At 68.6% G+C, this 19,508-nt stretch carries 18 protein-coding genes and 1 pseudogene; 7 read left to right on the forward strand and 12 right to left on the reverse strand.

The window, feature by feature from the left end; genetic code table 11:
* Positions 1 to 770 precede the first annotated feature (770 nt).
* Entirely contained in the window at positions 771 to 1,547 is a 777-nt protein-coding gene (gene yczE / locus P5P27_RS02800) for a membrane protein YczE (RefSeq protein WP_231875717.1), read from the reverse strand.
* A gap of 60 nt (positions 1,548 to 1,607) precedes the next feature.
* Here yczE and yczR point away from each other — a divergent pair, with 60 nt between their 5' ends.
* Genes yczR through P5P27_RS02815 form a run of 3 tightly spaced genes read left to right on the forward strand, consistent with a single transcriptional unit; the run spans position 1,608 to position 5,121 of the window.
* Positions 1,608 to 3,089, forward strand: a complete 1,482-nt coding sequence (gene yczR / locus P5P27_RS02805; RefSeq protein ID WP_278126303.1) for a MocR-like transcription factor YczR — start codon at positions 1,608 to 1,610, stop codon at positions 3,087 to 3,089.
* 11 nt (positions 3,090 to 3,100) lie between these two features.
* Complete coding sequence (gene pdxH / locus P5P27_RS02810; RefSeq protein ID WP_006894598.1) at positions 3,101 to 3,823, forward strand: pyridoxamine 5'-phosphate oxidase; 723 nt, start codon at positions 3,101 to 3,103, stop codon at positions 3,821 to 3,823.
* Positions 3,823 to 5,121, forward strand: a complete 1,299-nt coding sequence (locus tag P5P27_RS02815; protein ID WP_222111375.1) for an MFS transporter — start codon at positions 3,823 to 3,825, stop codon at positions 5,119 to 5,121. The genes pdxH and P5P27_RS02815 overlap by 1 nt, the downstream gene beginning before the upstream one ends.
* Positions 5,122 to 5,203: 82 nt before the next feature.
* On the opposite strand, the gene P5P27_RS02820 is transcribed toward P5P27_RS02815, so the two are convergent.
* The 3 genes from P5P27_RS02820 to P5P27_RS02830 all read right to left on the reverse strand — a co-directional run bounded on the left by P5P27_RS02820 (position 5,204) and on the right by P5P27_RS02830 (position 7,935).
* A complete protein-coding gene (locus P5P27_RS02820; RefSeq protein WP_222111374.1) occupies positions 5,204 to 6,247 on the reverse strand; it encodes an oxygenase MpaB family protein in 1,044 nt (347 codons plus the stop codon).
* Between the two features lie 102 nt (positions 6,248 to 6,349).
* Positions 6,350 to 7,252 (reverse strand): 5-oxoprolinase subunit C family protein, encoded by a 903-nt coding sequence (locus P5P27_RS02825; protein ID WP_045540145.1) that lies wholly within the window; start codon positions 7,250 to 7,252, stop codon positions 6,350 to 6,352.
* Positions 7,249 to 7,935 carry a 5-oxoprolinase subunit B family protein gene (locus P5P27_RS02830; protein ID WP_045540147.1) on the reverse strand — a complete coding sequence of 229 codons (687 nt, stop codon included), beginning with the start codon at positions 7,933 to 7,935 and terminating at the stop codon, positions 7,249 to 7,251. Before P5P27_RS02830 ends, P5P27_RS02825 begins: the two co-directional genes overlap by 4 nt.
* A 142-nt stretch (positions 7,936 to 8,077) precedes the next feature.
* Here P5P27_RS02830 and P5P27_RS02835 point away from each other — a divergent pair, with 142 nt between their 5' ends.
* The 3 genes from P5P27_RS02835 to P5P27_RS02845 all read left to right on the forward strand — a co-directional run bounded on the left by P5P27_RS02835 (position 8,078) and on the right by P5P27_RS02845 (position 11,073).
* Positions 8,078 to 9,388, forward strand: coding sequence for a citrate synthase (locus tag P5P27_RS02835; RefSeq protein ID WP_006894603.1), 1,311 nt, complete (start codon positions 8,078 to 8,080; stop codon positions 9,386 to 9,388).
* Positions 9,389 to 9,390: 2 nt separating this feature from the next.
* Positions 9,391 to 9,747: an FKBP-type peptidyl-prolyl cis-trans isomerase gene (locus P5P27_RS02840; protein WP_006894604.1), complete on the forward strand. Its 357-nt coding sequence runs from the start codon at positions 9,391 to 9,393 to the stop codon at positions 9,745 to 9,747.
* A gap of 342 nt (positions 9,748 to 10,089) precedes the next feature.
* Positions 10,090 to 11,073: an oxidoreductase gene (locus P5P27_RS02845; protein ID WP_278126306.1), complete on the forward strand. Its 984-nt coding sequence runs from the start codon at positions 10,090 to 10,092 to the stop codon at positions 11,071 to 11,073.
* Between the two features lie 8 nt (positions 11,074 to 11,081).
* Here P5P27_RS02845 and P5P27_RS02850 read toward each other — a convergent pair whose 3' ends face one another.
* The 6 genes and pseudogenes from P5P27_RS02850 to P5P27_RS02880 form a co-directional block, all read right to left on the reverse strand.
* Entirely contained in the window at positions 11,082 to 11,435 is a 354-nt protein-coding gene (locus tag P5P27_RS02850) for a hypothetical protein (RefSeq protein ID WP_006894606.1), read from the reverse strand.
* Between the two features lie 49 nt (positions 11,436 to 11,484).
* Positions 11,485 to 12,960, reverse strand: a pseudogene (locus tag P5P27_RS02855) (HNH endonuclease signature motif containing protein).
* Positions 12,961 to 13,105: 145 nt separating this feature from the next.
* Complete coding sequence (locus P5P27_RS02865) at positions 13,106 to 14,293, reverse strand: ABC transporter permease (protein WP_278126311.1); 1,188 nt, start codon at positions 14,291 to 14,293, stop codon at positions 13,106 to 13,108.
* Positions 14,294 to 14,297: 4 nt separating this feature from the next.
* A complete protein-coding gene (locus tag P5P27_RS02870) occupies positions 14,298 to 15,188 on the reverse strand; it encodes an ABC transporter ATP-binding protein (RefSeq protein WP_006894615.1) in 891 nt (296 codons plus the stop codon).
* 9 nt (positions 15,189 to 15,197) lie between these two features.
* Complete coding sequence (locus tag P5P27_RS02875) at positions 15,198 to 15,773, reverse strand: hypothetical protein (protein ID WP_006894616.1); 576 nt, start codon at positions 15,771 to 15,773, stop codon at positions 15,198 to 15,200.
* Entirely contained in the window at positions 15,766 to 16,038 is a 273-nt protein-coding gene (locus tag P5P27_RS02880) for a helix-turn-helix transcriptional regulator (RefSeq protein ID WP_006894618.1), read from the reverse strand. Before P5P27_RS02880 ends, P5P27_RS02875 begins: the two co-directional genes overlap by 8 nt.
* Positions 16,039 to 16,135: 97 nt before the next feature.
* On the opposite strand from P5P27_RS02880, the gene P5P27_RS02885 reads away from it, so the two are divergent.
* The gene (locus tag P5P27_RS02885; protein ID WP_045539190.1) at positions 16,136 to 16,867 is read left to right on the forward strand and encodes an enoyl-CoA hydratase; all 732 of its coding nucleotides are present in this window, start codon (positions 16,136 to 16,138) and stop codon (positions 16,865 to 16,867) included.
* 16 nt (positions 16,868 to 16,883) lie between these two features.
* Here the strand turns inward: P5P27_RS02885 and P5P27_RS02890 are convergent, their stop codons facing one another.
* Positions 16,884 to 18,203 carry a D-arabinono-1,4-lactone oxidase gene (locus P5P27_RS02890; RefSeq protein WP_045539188.1) on the reverse strand — a complete coding sequence of 440 codons (1,320 nt, stop codon included), beginning with the start codon at positions 18,201 to 18,203 and terminating at the stop codon, positions 16,884 to 16,886.
* Positions 18,200 to 19,450 carry an alanine racemase gene (locus P5P27_RS02895; protein ID WP_045539187.1) on the reverse strand — a complete coding sequence of 417 codons (1,251 nt, stop codon included), beginning with the start codon at positions 19,448 to 19,450 and terminating at the stop codon, positions 18,200 to 18,202. The genes P5P27_RS02890 and P5P27_RS02895 overlap by 4 nt, the downstream gene beginning before the upstream one ends.
* Positions 19,451 to 19,508 lie beyond the last annotated feature (58 nt).

The following is a 19,508-nucleotide window of genomic DNA, read 5'->3' on the forward strand; positions in this document are numbered from 1 at the left end:
CGGCAACAGTTTCTGGCCGGCGCTGGCCTCCGTCGCGGCGTTCGTCGCAGGTCTCGCGCTGGCTCCGGTGGTCCGCAGGCGCCGCGACCTGGGGGCGGGGCTGCTCGCCGCCAGACCCGGCCCGGCGACCGGACCGCACTTGCGGTCGCCGCTGGCTCTCGCGTGGCGGCAGAGCCGTTCGACGGCGGCGGCCTGGATCGGCGGCGTCGCGGTGTACGGCGTCACGGTCGGCGTCATCACCGATCAGGTGGATCAGTTCGCGGGTACCAACAAGGCGATCACCGACTTCCTCGAGTCGTCCGGAGCGGCGGGCACACTGAAACAGGTCTTCCTGTCGACGATGACCGGGTTCCTCGCGGTAGCGGCGGTGGGTGCGGGCGTCTCGCTGCTCACCAAATGGCGGTCGGAGGAAGTGAGCGGTCGCCTCGAGGTGCTGCTCGCCACCCCGGTGTCCCGGCGACGCTACTTCTGGACCCAGGCGGGTGTCATCGGTGTCACCGTGGTGATCGTGATGGCGGCGGCGCCGGCATCGGTCCTCCTCGGCGCCGGACTCTCCGGCGCGGGATGGGGGAGCACGGCGGAGGTCGCATTCCCGATGGCGGCGGCTTCGGTCCCGGCGGCCGCGGCGACCATGTCGCTGGCCGTGCTGCTGTACGGCGCCCGGGGACGGCTCGCCGTGGTCGGCTGGCCGATCCTCATCGCCTCGTGGCTGCTGGGCCCCTTCGGCGGGATGCTCGGCCTGCCGCAGTGGGTGCGCGACGTGTCGCCGTTCACGCACGTTCCCCAGATTCCGCTGCAATCGGTCCAGGCGCTGCCGCTCGTGATCCCGGCGCTCGCCGCAGCGGCCTTCGTGGTCGCCGCCGCGGCGCTCTGGGAGCGGCGGGATCTGGGGCAATAGCGGGTTCTGAAGAATTGGGCAGACCTGCGGCAGAGGTGTGGGCCGCGTCCGTGACGCGGGTCTCGCCGGCCACCGCGCGATCGACGCGCATCAGCCGGGCGAACAGTTGGATGAGCGGACCGACTGCCACCGCGTAGAGCACGGTGCCGACCCCGAGGGTGCCGCCGAGAGCGAACCCGACCGCCACCACTGCGACTTCCAGGACGGTTCGGACCACGCGCACCGACCATCCCGTCCGCGCAACGATCCCGGTCATCAGGCCGTCGCGCGGCCCGGGGCCGAGCCGTGCGCCGATGTACAGCGCGGTGGCGAAGCCGTTGAGGACGATGCCGCCCAGCATCATGGGGACCGCGACCGCGAGCCCGGGCCGGTCGGGCAGGTAGGGGGAGACCGCGTCGAAGGTCAGGCCGAGGACCACCACGTTCGCCACGGTGCCCACGCCGGGCCGTTGTCGGAGCGGAAGCCATGCGAGCAGGACCACCGCACCGACGATGATCGACACCGTGCCGATCGAGAGGCCCACCTGGTCGGCGATTCCCTGATGCAGGACGTCCCAGGGGATGTTGCCGAGTCCGGCGTGCAGGATCATCGCCATCGAAGCGCCGTAGAGCACGAGGCCGACGGCGAGTGCGAGGAGTCTCTTGAACATGAGACCACCGTGGCCGAAACTGGCCATTGAATCCATAGCCAGTTGCGGAATACTGGACTTGTGATCACTCCTACCGGCGCAATCGGTGCGGCCGCACTGGCACGACATCTCGGGGCCTGGCGCCCGGACGGTCCGCGGCCCGGCTATCAGGCGCTTGCGGACGCGCTGCGGATGCTGGTGCTCGACGGACGTGTTCCGGTCGGCACCGCGCTGCCGAGTGAACGCACCCTCGCGCAGGCGCTGAACGTCTCGCGCACGACGGTGGCGGCGGCCTACGCGGCGCTGCGCGACGGCGGCCATCTGCAGTCGCGGCAGGGGGCGCGCAGTGTGCTCACCCTGCCGGTGCAGGTGCCGCCGGAGCCGATCGATCTCGGGGCCGAAGCCGACATGATCAAGCTCAACATCGCCGCGCCGACCGCTCCCGAACAGATCGTTCACGACGGATTCCACCATGCACTCGAATGCGCGCCGGGCTACCTCGCCGGAACCGGGCTGTATCCCAACGGCCTGCGTGCACTCGCGGAGACGATCGCCGAGAGGTACACCGCGCGCGGTCTGCCGACCACGCCTGATCAGATCCTCGTCACCTCCGGCGCTCAGCACGCGTTGCGCCTGGTGCTCGACGTCCACGTCGCGCCGGGTGATCGCGTCCTGCTCGAGCAGCCGACTCATCACGGGACCATCCTGGCCCTCGCCCGGCATCGTGCCCGGCCGGTCACGGTGGGACTGCATCCCACCTATGGCTGGGACCTCGACCAGCTCGAATCGGTGGTCCGGCTGCAGCAACCGCGCCTGATCTTCGTCATTCCCGATTTCCACAATCCCACCGGACTGCTGCTCGACGAGGCCGGGCGCCTGCGCCTCGCCGAGATCTCCGCGCGTCACCGGGTGCCGGTGATCGTCGACGAGACGATGGTGGAGTTGGGGCTCGACGTGAGTGCGCCGCCGCCGGTGGCGGCCTTCGCTCCCTCCGCACGGGGACCGAGGCACAGGTCGCAGATCATCACACTCGGTTCGGCCAGCAAGACCGTCTGGCCGGGTCTGCGCGTCGGCTGGATCCGCGTCGACGGCAGTCCGGACGCCTACGCGCTGGCTCGCTACGAATCCGATCTCGGGGGAGCGGTGGTGGAGCAGTTCGCGGCTCAGTACGCACTCGCGAATCTCGACGCCTTCCTTCCCGCACGCCGGGCGGTGCTCCGCGCCCAACGCGCGGCCGCGTTGCGGGCGATCGGCCGGCACCTGCCCGGCGCGGTGCCGGTGCGCGGTGTGGGCGGTCTCTGCCTGTGGGTGGCGCTGCCCCGCCCGGTGGCGACCGCGACGGCCGCGGCGGCGGCCGAACTCGGCGTCCGACTGATCCCCGGCGGCTCGTTCGGCCCGCTCGGCGGCTTCGACGGCCACATCAGGATCCCGTACACGCTCGATGCCCAGACGCTCGTGCGTGGGATCGAACTGGTCGGTCGGGCCTACCGGGCGGTGTCCGGAGTCGACGCGCCGGCGCCGGTGCCGGGCGGCGACGGACTGCCGGATCGGCTGGTGGTGTGATCGGAAGTAGCATGCAGGGCGTGAAGAAGCTGGTAGACCTGCCGAGTATGCGAGTCGGATACGGGTCGGGTGCGGACGGTCCGGGTGACGGGGCGGCGGGTGCCGACGGAGTGCGAGCGAACCTCGATCCGTCATGGCTGACCGGGGACCCGCCCTGGCTATCGCTCTTCGAGACATGGCTGGCCGAAGCCATCGCCGCGCGCATCCCCGAACCCAACGCCATGGTGCTGGGAACCGTCGATGCGCAGGGCCGTCCGGCGACGCGCACCGTGCTGTGCAAGGGAGTCAGCGAAGCGGGCATCGTCTTCTTCACCGGCTACGACTCGCAGAAGGGACGGGCCATCGCTGCCAATCCCCACGCGTCGGCGACGTTTCCGTGGATCGCGCTGGAGCGCCAGGTCCACTTCCGCGGCCGCGTGGTGAAGGTGGACTCGGAGGAGACCCGCCGCTACTGGGAATCGCGGCCGCGCGGATCGCAGCTGTCGGCGTTCGCATCGGCGCAGTCGCAGCCGATCGGCTCCCGTGCGGAACTGGAGGAGGCCGCGGCGGCGGTCGCGGAACGATTCGGCGGTGCGGACGAGGGGGAGCCGGTACCGGTTCCGCCGGGCTGGGGCGGATACCGCCTGGAGCCGGACGTCGTCGAGTTCTGGCAGGGGCGCGCCAACCGGTTGCACAACCGGGCCTGCGCCGTCCGGACCGCCGACGGCTGGCGGTTGGAGCGGCTCCAGCCCTGATGGCGCGTGGAATCCTGGCCGATACCCGGCCGCTGCAGAACGTCTACTTCCGCCGGCTCTGGACCGCCAACATCATCACGGTGGTCGGTGCGCAACTGACCATCGTCGCCGTGCCCGCACAGTTGTACGCGATCACCGGAAGCTCGGCGTACGTCGGACTCAGCGGTGTCTTCGGCCTCGTCCCCCTGGTGGTCTTCGGGTTGTGGGGCGGGGCGCTCGCCGACACCTTCGACAGGCGCCGCATCCTGATGGTCACCACTGTCGGCCTGATCGTCACCTCCGCGGCCTTCTGGGCACAGGCGGCGGCCGGAGTCGGCAATGTCTGGCTCCTGCTGGTGATCTTCGCGCTCCAGCAGGCCTTCTTCGCTGTCAATCAGCCCACGCGCACAGCTGTTCTGCCTCGTATCCTGCCGCTCGAACGACTGCCCGCCGCGAACTCGCTGAACATGACCGTGATGCAGGCCGGTGCCATCGCCGGACCCCTGGTCGGCGGTGCGCTGATCCCGGTTCTGGGCTTCTCGACCCTGTACTTCGTCGACGCCGTCTGTCTGTTCGCGACCCTGTGGGCGGTGGTGAGCCTGCCCCCGCTGCCGCCGGAGCACGGCGTCCCCGACGCGGGCGACGGCGGTACGCCGCCCGCGCGGCCCACCGCCGGCTTCCGGTCGGTGGTCGACGGCCTGGTGTACCTGAAGGGCCACCCGGTGCTCCTGATGTCGTTCGTCATCGACCTGATCGCCATGATCTTCGGGATGCCGCGCGCGCTGTTCCCGCAGATCGCACATGAGAGCTTCGGCGGACCGTCCGACGGCGGCGTGGCCTTCGCGCTGCTGTTCATCGCCATCCCGCTCGGCGCGGTGGTCGGCGGCGTCCTGTCTGGCTGGGTGTCGCGGGTGCAGCGGCAGGGACGCGCGGTGGTGGTGTGCGTGCTGATCTGGGGTGTCTCGATCGCGGTGGCGGGCGGGGTGTTGGTGTTCGCCCACGGCTCCATGCTTCCCGTCCTCCCGATCGTGGTGCTGGCCCTGATGATCGGCGGTGCCGCGGACATGGCGTCGGCGGCGTTCCGCCAGACGATGCTGCAGTCGGCGGCCAGCGACGACGTTCGCGGCCGGCTGCAGGGCGTCTTCATCGTGGTGGTCGCGGGCGGCCCGCGCATCGCAGACGTGACCCACGGCGCTGCGGCAGCCGCGGCCGGGACCGCTGCGACCTTCGCCGGAGGCGGTGTGCTGGTGGTGATCTTCACGGTCGTCGCGACGCTGGCCGCGCCGGTGTTCTATCGGTACCGGGTATCGACGGGTTAGCTGTGATGTCCGGGGACGTTCAGTCGAGCGATCGCAGGAACTCGATCATCGCCGCGCTGGCCCGGTGAGCGGGAGGCGACGACTACCGACGCGGGGCCGCGTCGTTGCTCTGCCACGGCAAGTTGGCCCTGCGCGAGGCGTGCACCGGACAGTAGTGGATGGGATTGCCCCGTTCTGATTCCGGCGGAAGGTTGCGAAGCGGGCTCTCCAGCAGCGGCGCGTCGGCCGCGACACGGCCCGACAGTCGGTCGACGGCGTCCCGGCGGCGGGGATGACTCTCGTAGCGCGGCGGCAGCAGCCCCATCACCGCGTTCACCGCCTTCCCGAAGAGCCGGAACCGGCGCTCGTCGGTGGGGGTCCACGTCAACTCCATCATCTCGCGGACCGGTTCGTCGTACAGACCGGTGGTGATCCACATGAAGAACCGCCCAATGACTCGGATCTGCTTGCGCCACAACCACATAGGCATCCACGCGCGCATCCAGGGCGGAGGCGGCAGCTGCGAGATGTCCAAGACGGTGCGCACTGCGGCATGGTCGCGGAGCACATGCCGGCACATGTGGTCCCAGTACTCGAGGAATTCCTCGTAGGTGTCGGGGCACGGACGCATGCTGACGCCGTACTGGGCGTACCAGCCACGAGACTCCTCGAACAACGCTCGCTTGTCCGCCTCGGAGATCGGTGGGCCGAAGGCCTCCGCGCACCGGATGTTCCCGTACCAGAACGTCGCGTGCGCCCAGTAGAAGACGTCGGGATCGAGTGCGTGATAGCGCTCGCCGTTGTCCATGGTGCCTTTGATTGTGAGGTGGTAGTCGCGCACGCTGCGGCCCGTCTCCGGGGTCTGGTCGAAGACGACGCCGCTGATCGGGTAGAGCGAGCGCATGAGGCGTTCCCAGCGCTCGCCGAAGAAGTCGGAGTGATCCCAGACTCCGGCGGCGAGCTTGGGGTGCATGTTCTGCATCGAGCCCGACCACAGGCCCATCAGCATCCCCCGCCAGCTTCCGAAGTAGCGCCAGGTGACCGAGCCGGGTCCCGGAGCCGGAATGTCGGATGAGGATCGAGCGCCCGGGACGCGGCCGTTGTCGTCGAATCGCTCACTGCCGGACGGGGCTGCCACCTGGGTCATGAGACAAACGTTAATATCCGTCTCACCGCTAGTCAACGATACTGCTAGTCAACGATCTCGACAGCCAACGATCTCGACAGTCAGTGGCCCGGGGTGCGGGACTCATCGCAGGACGAACCGAACCTCGTCGCCCGCCGTCAGCTGCGCTGCCCGCCAGACCGACTCCGGGTTCAGGACGGCCACCACCGGGTATCCGCCGGTCACCGGGTGGTCGGCGAGGAAGATCACCGGCTGGCCGCTCGGCGGGATCTGCACACCGCCGAGCGGGACGCCCTCGCTGCGCATCTCCGGCAGGTCGGAGCGGTGTTCGAGCGGCGGGGCGGAGTGGGCTCGGTCCAGGCGGACTCCGACGCGGTTGCTCGCCGGCGCCACCCGCCAGCGTCCGGTCCCGAGAACTCCGACGTCGACGAGCCGGTCGTCGCGCGGTCCGGGGGCGGCGACCAGTTCGACGATGTCCGCGATGCTGCCGACGGGTGCGAGCGAGGTTGCGGGCCAGTCGTCCTCGCAAGTTCCGACGGTCAGCACGTCGCCGGCGCGCAGGGGGGCCGGGCCCAGTCCGGAGAGGGTGTCGGTGGATCGGGAACCGAGTTCCGCCGGTACATCGAACCCGCCGCGCACCGCGAGATAGTTCCGGCAGCCGCGAGACGGGGTGTGGATGCGGATCATGCCGCCGTCGTGGACCGCGACGACGCTGTGGCTGCCGACTTCGATGCCGTCGACGGTGAGGCTGACCGCCGGGCCGGTGACCGCGATCAGCATCCGGCCCGTCGCCCGCGCCGCCCATCCGCCGAGCGTCACCTCGATTGCCGCGGCGTCCTCGGGGTTCCCGACGAGTCTGTTCGCCTGCGCGAGGGACGGGAGGTCGGCGGCGCCGGATCGTGGTACGCCGAGATGCGCGAGGCCGGGGCGACCGAAGTCCTGAACGGTGGCGAGCGGGCCCGGAGCCTCGATGCTCAGGCGCGCCTGAGGTTGCTGTGCCGGAGTGGCCGGAGTGGGATGTGTCACGATGGCGCCTCGGTCGGCTCGAAGCGGACCGTCATTCCCGCGGTCAGCAGTGACGGCGGACGGGCCTCGCTGTCCCACATCGGCAGATCGGTGCGGCCGAGCAGGAACCAGCCGCCCGGACTGCTGCGCGGGTAGACGGCGCTGTAGCCGGCGGCGACGGCGACCGATCCCGTCGGCACGGCGGTCCGCGATTGGCCGCGGCGAGTGATTCGAGCGAGGGCGTCGGCGTCCCGAGCGCTGGTCTCGGGGCCGGGTACGAGATAGCCGAACCCGGGCGCGAACCCCATGAACTGCACGGTCCACAGCACTCTCGAATGCGTTGCGATCAGCTGTTTCTCGGTCATTCCGGCGAGTGCTGCGGCGTCGGCGAGATCGTCGCCGTCGTACACAACCGGGATCACCAGATCCGGCGGTGAAGGAGTCGGGGAGTGCTCGTCCGGGGGAGTGAAGGACCGCCGTGCGTCGTGGACCACCCGCAGTACCGACAACTCGTCCAAGCCGGAACCGGGTCGGGTCTCCACGAGGATCGTGTGTGCGCCGGGCACGATGTCGCACGGCATCAGGCGACCCTCGTCGAGGGCCTCGCGAAGGGCACGCGCGGTGTGTGCGGCTTCGGCTTCGGGGGCCCGGCCGGTGCTGAAGTCCAGGAGGACGGCGTCGCTTCCCGCTCGGAGCTCTCGCATTCCAACACGGTACCGACATGTGAGTAAGCTGAGCACGCGACAAGCGTCGCGGGCGCCGAGGTGACCCTCATGCGGCGTCTCAGTCGAACCACGACTAGGTTGTTACCCAGCAACTGCTCACCCGCGAGTCAAAGGGGTTTGTGTGTCCGTTGACAATGACGTGACCGAACAGGCGACAGGAAAGTTCACCTACCCGGGTGGCGAGATCGACCTGCCGATCCTCAAGGCCACCGAGGGCAGCGATTCCGTCGCTCTGGGCCCGTTCCTCGCCCAGACCGGGTTGACGACCTTCGACGGGGGCTTCGTCAACACCGCGTCGACGAAGTCCGCGATCACCTATATCGACGGTGATGCGGGCATCCTGCGGTACCGCGGTATCCCGATCGAGCAGCTGGCGGAGAAGTCCACCTTCATCGAGGTGAGCTACCTGCTGATCTACGGTGAGCTGCCGACTGCCGCGCAGTTGGAGGAGTTCGCCACCAAGATCCAGCGGCACACCCTCCTGCACGAGGACCTCAAGCGGTTCTTCGACGGCTTCCCGCGCAACGCGCACCCGATGCCGGTGGTCTCGAGTGCGGTCAACGCGCTGAGCGCCTACTACCAGGACTCGCTCGATCCGAAGGATCCCGAGCAGGTGGAGCTGGCCACGATCCGGCTCCTCGCCAAGCTGCCGACCATCGCGGCCTACGCGTACAAGAAGTCCCAGGGGCAGCCGTTCCTGTACCCGGACAACTCGCTGAGCCTGGTCGAGAACTTCCTCCGGATGACCTTCGGCTTCCCGGCCGAGCCCTACGAGGTCGATCCCGAGGTCGCCAAGGCCCTCGACATGCTGTTCATCCTGCACGCCGATCACGAGCAGAACTGCTCGACGTCGACGGTGCGTCTGGTGGGCTCGTCGCAGGCCAACCTCTTCACCTCCATCTCGGGCGGCATCAACGCGCTCTGGGGCCCGCTGCACGGCGGCGCCAACCAGGCGGTGCTGGAGATGCTCGACGAGATCCGCGCTTCCGGCGGCGACACCAAGGCCTTCATGACCAAGGTGAAGAACAAGGAAGACGGCGTGAAGCTCATGGGCTTCGGTCACCGCGTGTACAAGAACTACGACCCGCGTGCGGCGATCGTGAAGAAGACCGCCGATCAGATCCTCACCTCGCTGGGTGTGGAGGACGAGCTGCTCGACATCGCGAAGGGCCTGGAAGAGGTCGCGCTGCACGACGACTACTTCGTCGAGCGCAAGCTCTACCCGAACGTGGACTTCTACACCGGCGTCATCTACCGGGCGATGGGCTTCCCGACCCGCATGTTCACCGTGCTGTTCGCTCTCGGCCGGCTGCCCGGCTGGATCGCTCACTGGCGTGAGATGCACAACGATCCGACCACCAAGATCGGCCGTCCGCGTCAGCTGTACACCGGTTACACCGAACGTGATTACGTCCAGATGGGGGACCGCTGACCATGAGCAAGCCCGAAGTCGACTTTCCGGAGGGCCCGGCCCCGACGTCGCTGGAGATCACCGACCTGGTGATCGGTGACGGTCCCGAAGCGCAGCACGGCGGCACCGTCGACGTGCACTACGTCGGCGTGGAGTTCGACTCCGGCGAGGAGTTCGACTCGTCGTGGGACCGCGGGCAGTCCGCCCGATTCCCCCTCGACGCGTTGATCCCCGGTTGGCAGGAGGGCATTCCCGGAATGAAGGTCGGCGGTCGACGCCGACTGGTGGTTCCGCCGGAGCTGGCCTACGGTCCGGCGGGCGCCGGACACCGGCTCTCGGGCAAGACCCTGATCTTCGTGATCGATCTGCTCGGCGTCTGACCTCGGACATGACAGACAAGGCCGCGTCGCTTCCCTGCGACGCGGCCTTCGTCGTCCCCGGACGGACCGGTCGGCGAGGCAGGCCGGAGCGGTCCGCTGGTTTGAGCGAGTCTCGTAGTTCCGCAGAGTCGAGCGAGTCTCGTAGTCCCGCAGAGTCGAGCGAGCCTCGTAGTGCCGCAGAGTTGAGCGAGTCTCGTAGTGCCGCAGAGTTGAGCGAGCCTTGTAGTTCCGCAGAGTCGAGCGAGTCTCGTAGTCCCGCAGAGTTGAGCGAGTCTCGTAGTTCCGCTGGTTGAGCGAGCGAAGCGAGTCGAAACCCCCACACCCCACACCCAAGGAGCGAAGATGACATTCACCGCGATGGTGGCACGCGAGAGCGCTGACGGCATCAGCCTGGCCGCGGAGACGGTCGACGACACCTTCCTCCCTCCGGGCGAAGTGACCATCAAGGTCGAGCACTCGAGCATCAACTACAAGGACGCTTTGGCCGTCACGCCACGCGGAGGCGTGGTCCGCGAGTATCCGATCGTTCCGGGCATCGACATCGCCGGAGTGGTGAGTGAATCGACCTCACCGGAGTTCGCGCCGGGCGACCCGGTGGTCGCTCACGGCTACGACATCGGTACCGCCCGTCACGGGGGCTACGCCGAGTACGCGCGGGTCCCTGCCGACCAGGTGGTTCGTCTCGAATCTCTCTCGACTCGGGAGGCCGCCGCGATCGGCACTGCGGGATTCACCGCGGCGATGAGTGTGAAAGCGATCTTGGACGGCGGCTATCGTCCCTCCGACGGGCCGATCCTGGTCACTGGCGCCAGCGGCGGTGTCGGTTCGGTGAGTGTGGATCTGCTCTCGAAGTTCGGTTTCGAGGTCGTCGCATCGTCGGGCAAACCCGATGCTGTGGACCTGCTCACCCGGTTGGGAGCGTCGTCGGTGATCGGCCGGCTCCCGGAGGACGCCGAGGCGAGGATCCGTCCGCTCGACAAACAGCGGTGGTCGTCGGCCGTGGACTGTGTGGGCGGAAGGACGCTCGCCTACGTTCTCAGTACTGTCCGTTACGGCGGTACTGTCGCCGCGAGCGGTCTGACCGGCGGGGCGGACCTGCCGACCACGGTGATGCCCTTCATCCTGCGCGGGGTGACCCTGGCCGGCATCGACTCGGTCCAGCTCGGCATCACCGCCCGGCGTGCCCTGTGGCAGCGACTCGAGACCGATCTGCGCCCGCAGCATCTGGATCTGCTGACCTACGAGGTGGGGCTCGACGAGTTGCCACAGGCACTCGACCGCATTCTCGCCGGCGGAGCGACCGGTCGAGGAGTCGTCACGATCTGACAGCCGGCTCAGTTGGCCGTGAGGTCGGCCCCGAACTCGAGGAACTGAACTGATCGCGCGGGATCGGTGTTCTGCTGGTTGGCGCGCAGTGCTTCGAGTTCGGTGGCGAAGACCCGCTCCACGCGCGGGCCGCCGTCGTCGCGCACGATGGCCCATACGCCCGGCTCCGCGTCGATGATCCCGGCATCCTGTTCAGGCTCCGGCGACGTGCGCGGGCGAGTGGCAGAGGCCGCGATGTCGGCCCATGTGAGCGTGGTCCGAGGATTGTCGAGGGCTTGACGGAGCAGCTTCCGCAAGCCTTCTCCGGCTTCGCGGGCGAAGCGGTCGAAGTCGTCGGGACCGAAGTCGTTCGATGGAGCCATGCTGTCCATCGTCCCCACGATCAGGCGCCGGCGCCAGCGGTGTGTCCGGTCAGGCGGCCAGGAGTGTGTGGAGGTAGTTCTCGATCCGGGATTCGCTGGGTTCGGGCGGCGGCTGGGGTTCGTGGTCCGGGAGTAGTTCGGCGTGGTGGATCTGGTTGATCCGCCATCCGGGCGGTCTTGTCCTGCCGCGGCTGGTGTTGCCGCTGGGTCGCCAGGCGACGCGGCCAGCGTGGGGACCGTCGATCAGGATCATCGTCTGCCATTGCCCGGGGCGGGGGCCGACGGAGCGATTGTGGCGCCCGCATGCGGCGCCGAGGTGGTCGATGTCGGTGGGGCCGCCGTCGGCCCAGTCCGGGAAATGATGGGCCTGCGTCCGCGAGAACGGGGCCGCGCAGCCGGGGGCGGTACAGCCGCGGTCGCGGGCGAAAAGCATCAACCGCTGCGCCCGCGACGCCAGCCGACGACCCCGACCGAGATACAACGCCTGCCCGGTATGACCGGAGAAGACCGCCAGATGCGGAGTCGCGGCGGCGGCGACCTCGATCAACTCCGCCACCGGCACCCGAGTCCCGGTCGCGGTCAACGCCACCCCAGCCCGCTCGGCCAACTCCCGGTCGGTGACAGTGATGACCAGATCACCCGACCGCCGACCACCCCCAGCACCGCGGGAGGTGCGCAGCAGGGCTTGCAGACCGTCATGGGTGCGCTGCCCCGGCGTGCGAGTATCACGCTCCACCGCCGCCGCCAGAGCGGCCGGGTCCGCCGACTCCACGGTCCCGGATGGGGAGTCGGGGTCGTCGGGGTTGTTCATTCCCGGCGCCGCCCACGACGGCAGTGCCGCCTCCATTTCCGCCCGCAACGCCGGAGTCAGATACCCGCGGACTTTGCTCATCAACCGCAGATCCTGCGGCAGGATCGTGAAGCCGCGCAGGCGTTTGCGGTCGCGTTCGTCGGTGACGGTTCCGTCCGGATCCAGGTGCGCGAGCAGTCGGATGCCGGCGGTGCGGACACCGGCCGGACTCAGCTCGCGGGCGACCCAGGCCAGCTGTGCCTCGGCGCGTGCTCGGGTGTCGGCGTCGATGGCGGTGGGGATCTTGTCCATGACGGCGTCGATTTCGCGGACGTGGTCGGCACCGATCGCACCCTCGCCCACCGCGACCGCGGTCGCCGGTAGTACCGGCGGGCGGGTTTGTCCTTGCAGGTCGGTGAACCGTCCGATCCCGGCGGCGCTGACGCGCCGGCGTCAGGCGGCACCGTCACCGAGCCGCAACCCCTGCGCCAAATACTGATGCACCGACAGGTACCCGACCTTGCGGTAGGCGCCGCGGTCGGAGACCTCCACCAACACCGCGGCGTCCACACCGTCGAGACGACGATGAGTACGCTCCAATGTCTCGACGGTTTCCAGCAGGGTGTCTTCGGGGACCGCGGACAGTGGCAGGGACGCGAACTTGGTCGCCGCAGCTTCCAGCAGGCGCGCGAGGGCGGCCGGGTCGTCCGGGAGCAGCACTTCTGACGCGACCATCGAACCCACCCCCTTTCGACCTGCACAGTGTTCGAGAACACTTCTGCTGTGTTTCTATGTTCGAATCATACCGATCCCCTCCGACAAAACCTCCGACAGGACCTCTGGCAACCTCTGCTGCTCAAGCCGGGCGCGCAGCCTCGGCTCACTTCCGGCCCGACACCATCGCGGCCACCTCACCCCACTTGATACGACTGCCGGTGCGCAGGATCGACCGCGTGTAGATCCGCGATGCGACCCAGACGGCGAGCAGGCAGGCGGCGACCATGATGGCGAAGGTGCCGATCACCTGCCCCGGATCGGTGTCTCCGGTCGCGATGCGGATGGGCATCAGCACTGCGCTGAACGGCGGGATCCAACTGAGCGTCTGAATCAGCGTGGAATCGAGCGCCTGGATGCCGAAGGCGCCGGAGTACAGTGCGGCGAGCACGAGGATCGTCAGCGGTGCCGAACTGGAGTTCAATTCCTCCTGCCGGCTCACCATCGCGCCGGTGGCCGCATAGAGCGCGGCGAAGAAGAGGAATCCGAGCAGGAACCACGCGATCACGGCGGCGAAGACGGTGGTCGCGGTGCCGGTCAGGGTGAGGAGCCCGGTGGCGCGGCCCGCGATGAGCGCGGTCGCTCCGATCAGCACCACCTGTGCCAGAGAGATGGCGCCGATACCGAGGATCTTGCCCCAGAGCAGCTGGAGCGGACGCACGGCCGACAGCAGCAGTTCGACGATGCGCGACGACTTCTCCTCCACCACGCCCACTGCCACCATCAGCCCGCCCATCATGATCGTCATGATCAGCAGGATCGATCCGATCAGGGCGACGGTCACACGCTGCGCCTCGTCGGGCTTCTCGGCCTGCGTCCGGTCCAGCGTGAAACGAGGCTGCGGCAGCCAGGCGGCGTCGACGCCGCGGGCGGACAGCGCCTCCGACAGATCTCGCTGGGCGACGGCACCGCGCAGGACGCCCTCGATCGTCGGATCCATGCCGTTCTTGCTGACGGCGGTGTAGGCACCGGGTCCGGTGACGATGAGAGCCGCGGCCAGATCCCCGTCGCCGACGGCCGACCGCGCCGCGTCTGCGTTCGGCAGCACTTCGGTCTCGATCCGCTGTCCGGCGGCGTCTCCGCCGGACTCGATGGTCGCCGACAGTCCGGCGTCTGCGCCGACGATCCCGACCTTGTCGACGCTGTCGCCGCCGGACAGTGCGGACCAGACGATGGCGCCGATGATGATCACCGCCATCATCACGCCGGTCGAGATGATGAACGACTTCTCCCGCGCGCGGGTGTTGATCTCGCGCCCGGCGACGAGCTTGATGTTGTTCAACGTGGAATTCATTTCGTCACACCAACTCTCGGAACAGCTCGGTCAGGGAAGGGGCGGTGGTGGCGAACCGGTGCACTGGGCCGGCGGCCATCGCGGCGGTGAGAATCTGCTGGTCGTCGGTTCCGTGGTCGATGTGCAGCACGGCCGAAGCGTCGCGGTACTCCACATCGGTGACGCCCGGCAGGCCGTCGGCCCAGCGGGTCTCCGACCGTGGGCCGCGCACCTCCAAGCGAAGGCCGTCGCGGGCACGGAGGTCGTCGACGGTGCCGAGTGCCTTCATCACCCCGCCGGAGATGACGCCGACTCGGTCGCAGAGACGCTCCACCAGGTCGAGCTGGTGCGAGGAGAAGATGACCGGGATGCCCTGCGCGGCCTTGTCGGTGAGGACTTCGCTCATCACGTCGACGGCCACCGGATCGAGCCCGGAGAAGGGCTCGTCGAGCACCAGCAAGTCGGGGTCGTGCACCAGTGCGGCGGCCAGCTGCACGCGTTGTTGGTTGCCGAGTGAGAGGTCGTTGACCTGGTCGCCGAGCCGACCGTGGATGCCCAGCCTGCGAGTCCACTTCTCGGTCGCGTCGGCGGCCTCGGACTTCGACAATCCGTGCAGCCGTGCGAGGTAGGCGAGCTGATCGCCGACCTTCATCTTCGGGTAGAGACCGCGCTCCTCGGGCATGTACCCGATCCGCTTGCGGCCGTCGAAGTCGATGGGCGCGTCGCCGAGCCGCACGTCGCCGGAATCGGCGGCCAGCACGCCGAGCACGATGCGCATCGTCGTCGACTTGCCTGCCCCGTTGCTGCCGACGAATCCGAAGATCTCGCCCGGCGCCACGGAGAAGGTGACATCGTCGAGCGCCCGCACGGAGCCGTACGACTTGGCGAGGTGATTGATGTTCAGTGCTTGTGGCACGGGGATCTCCTAGATCTCGTCGCTGGAGTGTTCGGGTTCGGGGTCCTGCATCCACCAGGACATGAGGACGTCGGGAACGCAGGAGAGCGCGTACACGGACGCGATCAGCAGCCACGCGATCGACATGACGGTCTCACCGGAGACGTAGTCGCGGTAGCCGAGGACGATGAGGATGGCGTAGACGACCATCATCGGCGGCAGGAGCAGGTTGTAGCTGAGCGCGCGGGCGGCGTTGCGCTGAGTCAGCTGCAACTCGTCGAGGGTGTCGGCGGGTGCGCCCGCGATGGATTCGGTGACCACTCGCAGCATCATCAGCACCACGAGGGAGGTCACCAGGCCGATCGCGAAGGGCACGGCCGACCACAGCGGCGCCCAGAACGATGCGATCGAGGAGATCACCACCACGCAGAGCAGGATCAGCAGGACCGACGACAGCAATCGTCGGCCGCGGCGGTTGCGAAGGCCGGGCAGCCACGTACCGGTGGTTCGGACGAAGGTGTCGTGGCGTCGCGCCGCCGACCGGCTGTACCGCCGCACCCATTCGGGGATGGCGGAGTCTGGAAACACGTAGTTCGGGTCATGCATGGTCGGGTCCCCCGTACAGTTCCGTCGACATGGCGGTGAACTCGGTCCGGCTGAAGACCGCTTCGACCGGCAGGCCGAAGACGTCGCAGATCCGGAACGCCAGGTCGAGGCTCGGATAGTTGTCGCCACGCTCCAGCGCGCCGACCGACTGAACATTGATGTCGACCAGTTCGGCCAACTGCGCCCGTGACATCTTCCGCTCCGCGCGCAGAACGGCGATGCGGTTGTAGATGGGGAGCTTGGGTCCCCGCCTGATCGGACTCACAGAACACAGTGTTGGGAAAACACAACAAATTGTCAATGGTTCAGTATCAAGTCGGGCCCGGAGGGCACCGCTGAAGCGCGGTGGATAGCATGCCCGCATGATTGTGAGCAGCACCGTGGGATCCGTGACGACCATCGAACTCGCCCGCGAGGAGAAGCGGAACGCCCTCGATCAGGACATGGTCCAGGGCCTCTCGGAGGCGTTCACGGCCGCGGTCGACGGCGGCGCCCGCGCCATCGTGCTCACCGGTCGGGGCAATGTCTTCAGTGCTGGCGCCGACCTCTCCGGTCCCGTCTACGACCAGTCGTTCCTGGACCGGCTCGTCGCACTAATCGAGCAGATCGAATCGACTCCCGTCCCCGTCATCGCCGCACTGAACGGCGCCGCGCTCGGAGCCGGATTGCAGCTGGCGATGGCGGCCGATCTCCGGGTGATGGCCGATGTGGCGTTCGCGGGGATTCCGGCGGCAAAGATCGGCGTCGCCGTCGACGAGTGGACCATCAGGAGGCTCGTGTCGCTGGTGGGTGCGGGCCAGGCGCGCGGGATGCTGCTCGGCTGCGAGCCGCTCTCGTCGGACCGTGCCCTCACGCTCGGCTTCGCCAACAGGTTCGGTGATCTGGCCGTCGCCCAGAAGTGGGCCGCCGAGATCGCCGAGTACGCGCCGCTCACCCTGCGGCACTACAAGCTCGTGCTCACCGGAGACGGAGCGCGAGACGACGCGCCCGAGGAACGAGCGGCCGCCATGCGCGCGGCGTGGCTCAGCGAGGACGTTCAGGAGGCCCGTGCCGCGCGGGCGGAGAAGCGTGCCCCGGTTTTTCGGGGACGCTGAGTTTCAGGGGCGCTGATCAGTCGCCGAGGGTCTGCCGCAGATAGGGGTTCGCGAAGGTGCGGTTCGGATCGAAGTGATTCCGGACGGCGAGGAAGTCGTCGAACTCGGGATACACACTGCGGAGGTACTCCGCGTCGCGGGTGTGCATCTTGCCCCAGTGCGGCCGGCCGCCGTGCGCGACCATGATGTCCTCGACGTCGCGGAAGTAGGCCTCGGAGTCGCGCACGTCGTCGCGGTGATAGCGGTGTACCGCGATGTAACCCGATGCACGGCCGCTCGCCGTCGAGAGCATCAGGTCGTCGGCCGCGGCCGCGCGCACCTCGACCGGGAAGCTCACCTTGTGCCTGCGCCGGTTGATGGTGGCACGCAGTTCGCGCAGCGCCTCCGGTACCGCTTCGAGGGGGATCGCGTACTCCATCTCGCGGAACCGAACGTTGCGTGCGGAGATGAAGATCTTGTCGGAGCGGTCGGTGTATGTGCGCGCCGACAGCGCCCGCCCCGACACCTGATTGATCGCGGGGACCACGCGCGGTTGGGTGGCGCTGAGCGTGCACAGCACCCGGAACATCCCGTTCGAGAGCAGTTCGTCGTCGATGTAGCGGCGTATCTTGGACGGTCCGTTCGCGGGGGTGCCCGCGGGCAGCCGGGTGTTGGTCTTGGTGAGGGTGCGGGTGGTGTGCGGGAACCAGTAGAACTCGTAGTGATCCACGGAGGCGACTCGATCGAGGAAGCCGTCGATGGTCTCGTCCGCGTCGGCGGGTGCCTCCACCGCTTCGATCGCGAAGGCGTCCACCAGCTGGAGCGTGACATCGGTCAGCACGCCGAGTGCGCCGAGGCCGAGAGCTGCGGCCTTCAGGTCGGGGTCGTCCTCGCCGACGGTGCGGACCTGCCCGGTTCCGTCGACCAGCGTGACGCCGCGGATCTGCGTCGAGATGCCTCCGAACGCCCCGCCCGTGCCGTGTGTGCCGGTGGACGTGGCGCCGGAGACCGTCTGCCGGTCGATGTCGCCGAGATTGGTCATCGCCAGACCCAGCGGCTCGAGCATCGCCGGAATCTGGTGCAGATGGGTGCCGGCTCCGAGGGTGATGCGTTTGCGGTCGGCGTCGACGGCGCGAACGCCCTGGAATCCCGACATGCCGATCTGGATGCCCGGTGCGACGGCGATCTCCGAGAAACTGTGGCCTGCGCCGACCGGCTTCACCGTCTCACCGCGTTCGGCCGCGGCCCGGACGGCGGCGGCCAGTTCGTCGACGCTCTGCGGGACGACGAGCCTGCTGGGGGCGCAGTGCGCGGTCCCGCCCCAGTTCGTCCACGTACCCGATGCCGCTCGGCTCACAAGAAACACTTCCCTTCTCCACGGTAGGTCGGAACCACCTCGACGACGTCCGCACGCCCGGCGGAGTCTCGTTCGATGAGGGCCACCGACTCCGACCTCTCGCACACTTCACCCGACTTGGTGTGCCGGAACCACACCCTATCGCCGACCGTCAGCGACCGTGCGGCCGAACCGCGCAGCGGAGTCTGCACCTCGCCCGCGGCCTCGGTGCCGATGAACTGCAGGCCGGCGGGCCAGACCGGCTTGGGGAGACGGTCGGGTCCCGGGGGGCCGGAGGCGATCCATCCACCCCCGGCACATGTCACGATTTCGTCGTCGGGACGGCGCAGAACGTCGAGTCCGAAGGACAGCGCGGGCGCCGGACGGAAGTGCCTGTACGTGTCGAAGAGATGTCCGCCGAAGAAGCCGCTGCCCGCGGCGATGTCGGTGATCGCCCGGTCCTTGGCCGTCTCCTCCAGCGATCCGGTGCCGCCGGCGTTGACGAACTCCAGGTCGGCCACCTCGCGCAGCGCCGCGATCGCCTTTCCGCGGCGGCGCCGCAGTTCCAGCATCGACACCGCCTGCATGGTCTGCACCGCGGTGTTGGTCAGGAGCTTGCCCGCGACCTCGTTTCCGACCCCCGCGACCTGCGCTTCGTACGACATCGCGCCCACCAGACGGAACCCGTCGCGCGCGACGACCGTGCGCGCCAGGGAGCGTGCCTGCTCCACGGTGTGAACGGGGGAGCGGCGGACCCCGACGTGGACGTGGCCGGCGGCGGCGCGCAGGGAGGCGTCGAGGTCGATCGCGATCCGGACCTCCGGTCGCCGCCCTGCGGCGGCGACGTCGTCGACGATGTCGAGTTGAGCCGGGTCGTCGATGAGCAGGGTCACCCGCTCGCACGCCGTCTCGTCGGCCAGCAGCCGTTCCAGGGCGCCCCGTCTGACCGTCGGGTACCCGAGGAGTACGTCGGTGATCCCGGATTCGGTGGCCAGCCAGTGCGCTTCGGCGACGTCGTAGGCCAGGACGCCGGCGAATCCGTCGCGCCCGAGGACGTCGTCGATGACCGAGCGCACACGCAGCGACTTGCTGGCCACCCGGATCGGGACGCCCCCGGCGCGGGCGCGCAGATCGGCGATGTTGTGTTCGAGTGCCCCGAGATCGAGTGCGAGCACAGGGGAGTCGAGTCCGGCGCGGCGCACCGCGTCGTCGATCCCGCCCCAGTAGTCCGCGGGATCGGTGACGTACGGGCTTCGCGTGGGCGGCATGGCGCGGCACTCCTTGTGTAGAACTCCGGCGGTTTCGACAACGATTACGCTAGACAAG

The sequence above is a fragment of the Gordonia sihwensis genome (genome assembly GCF_029632925.1).
Classification (GTDB): domain Bacteria; phylum Actinomycetota; class Actinomycetes; order Mycobacteriales; family Mycobacteriaceae; genus Gordonia; species Gordonia sihwensis.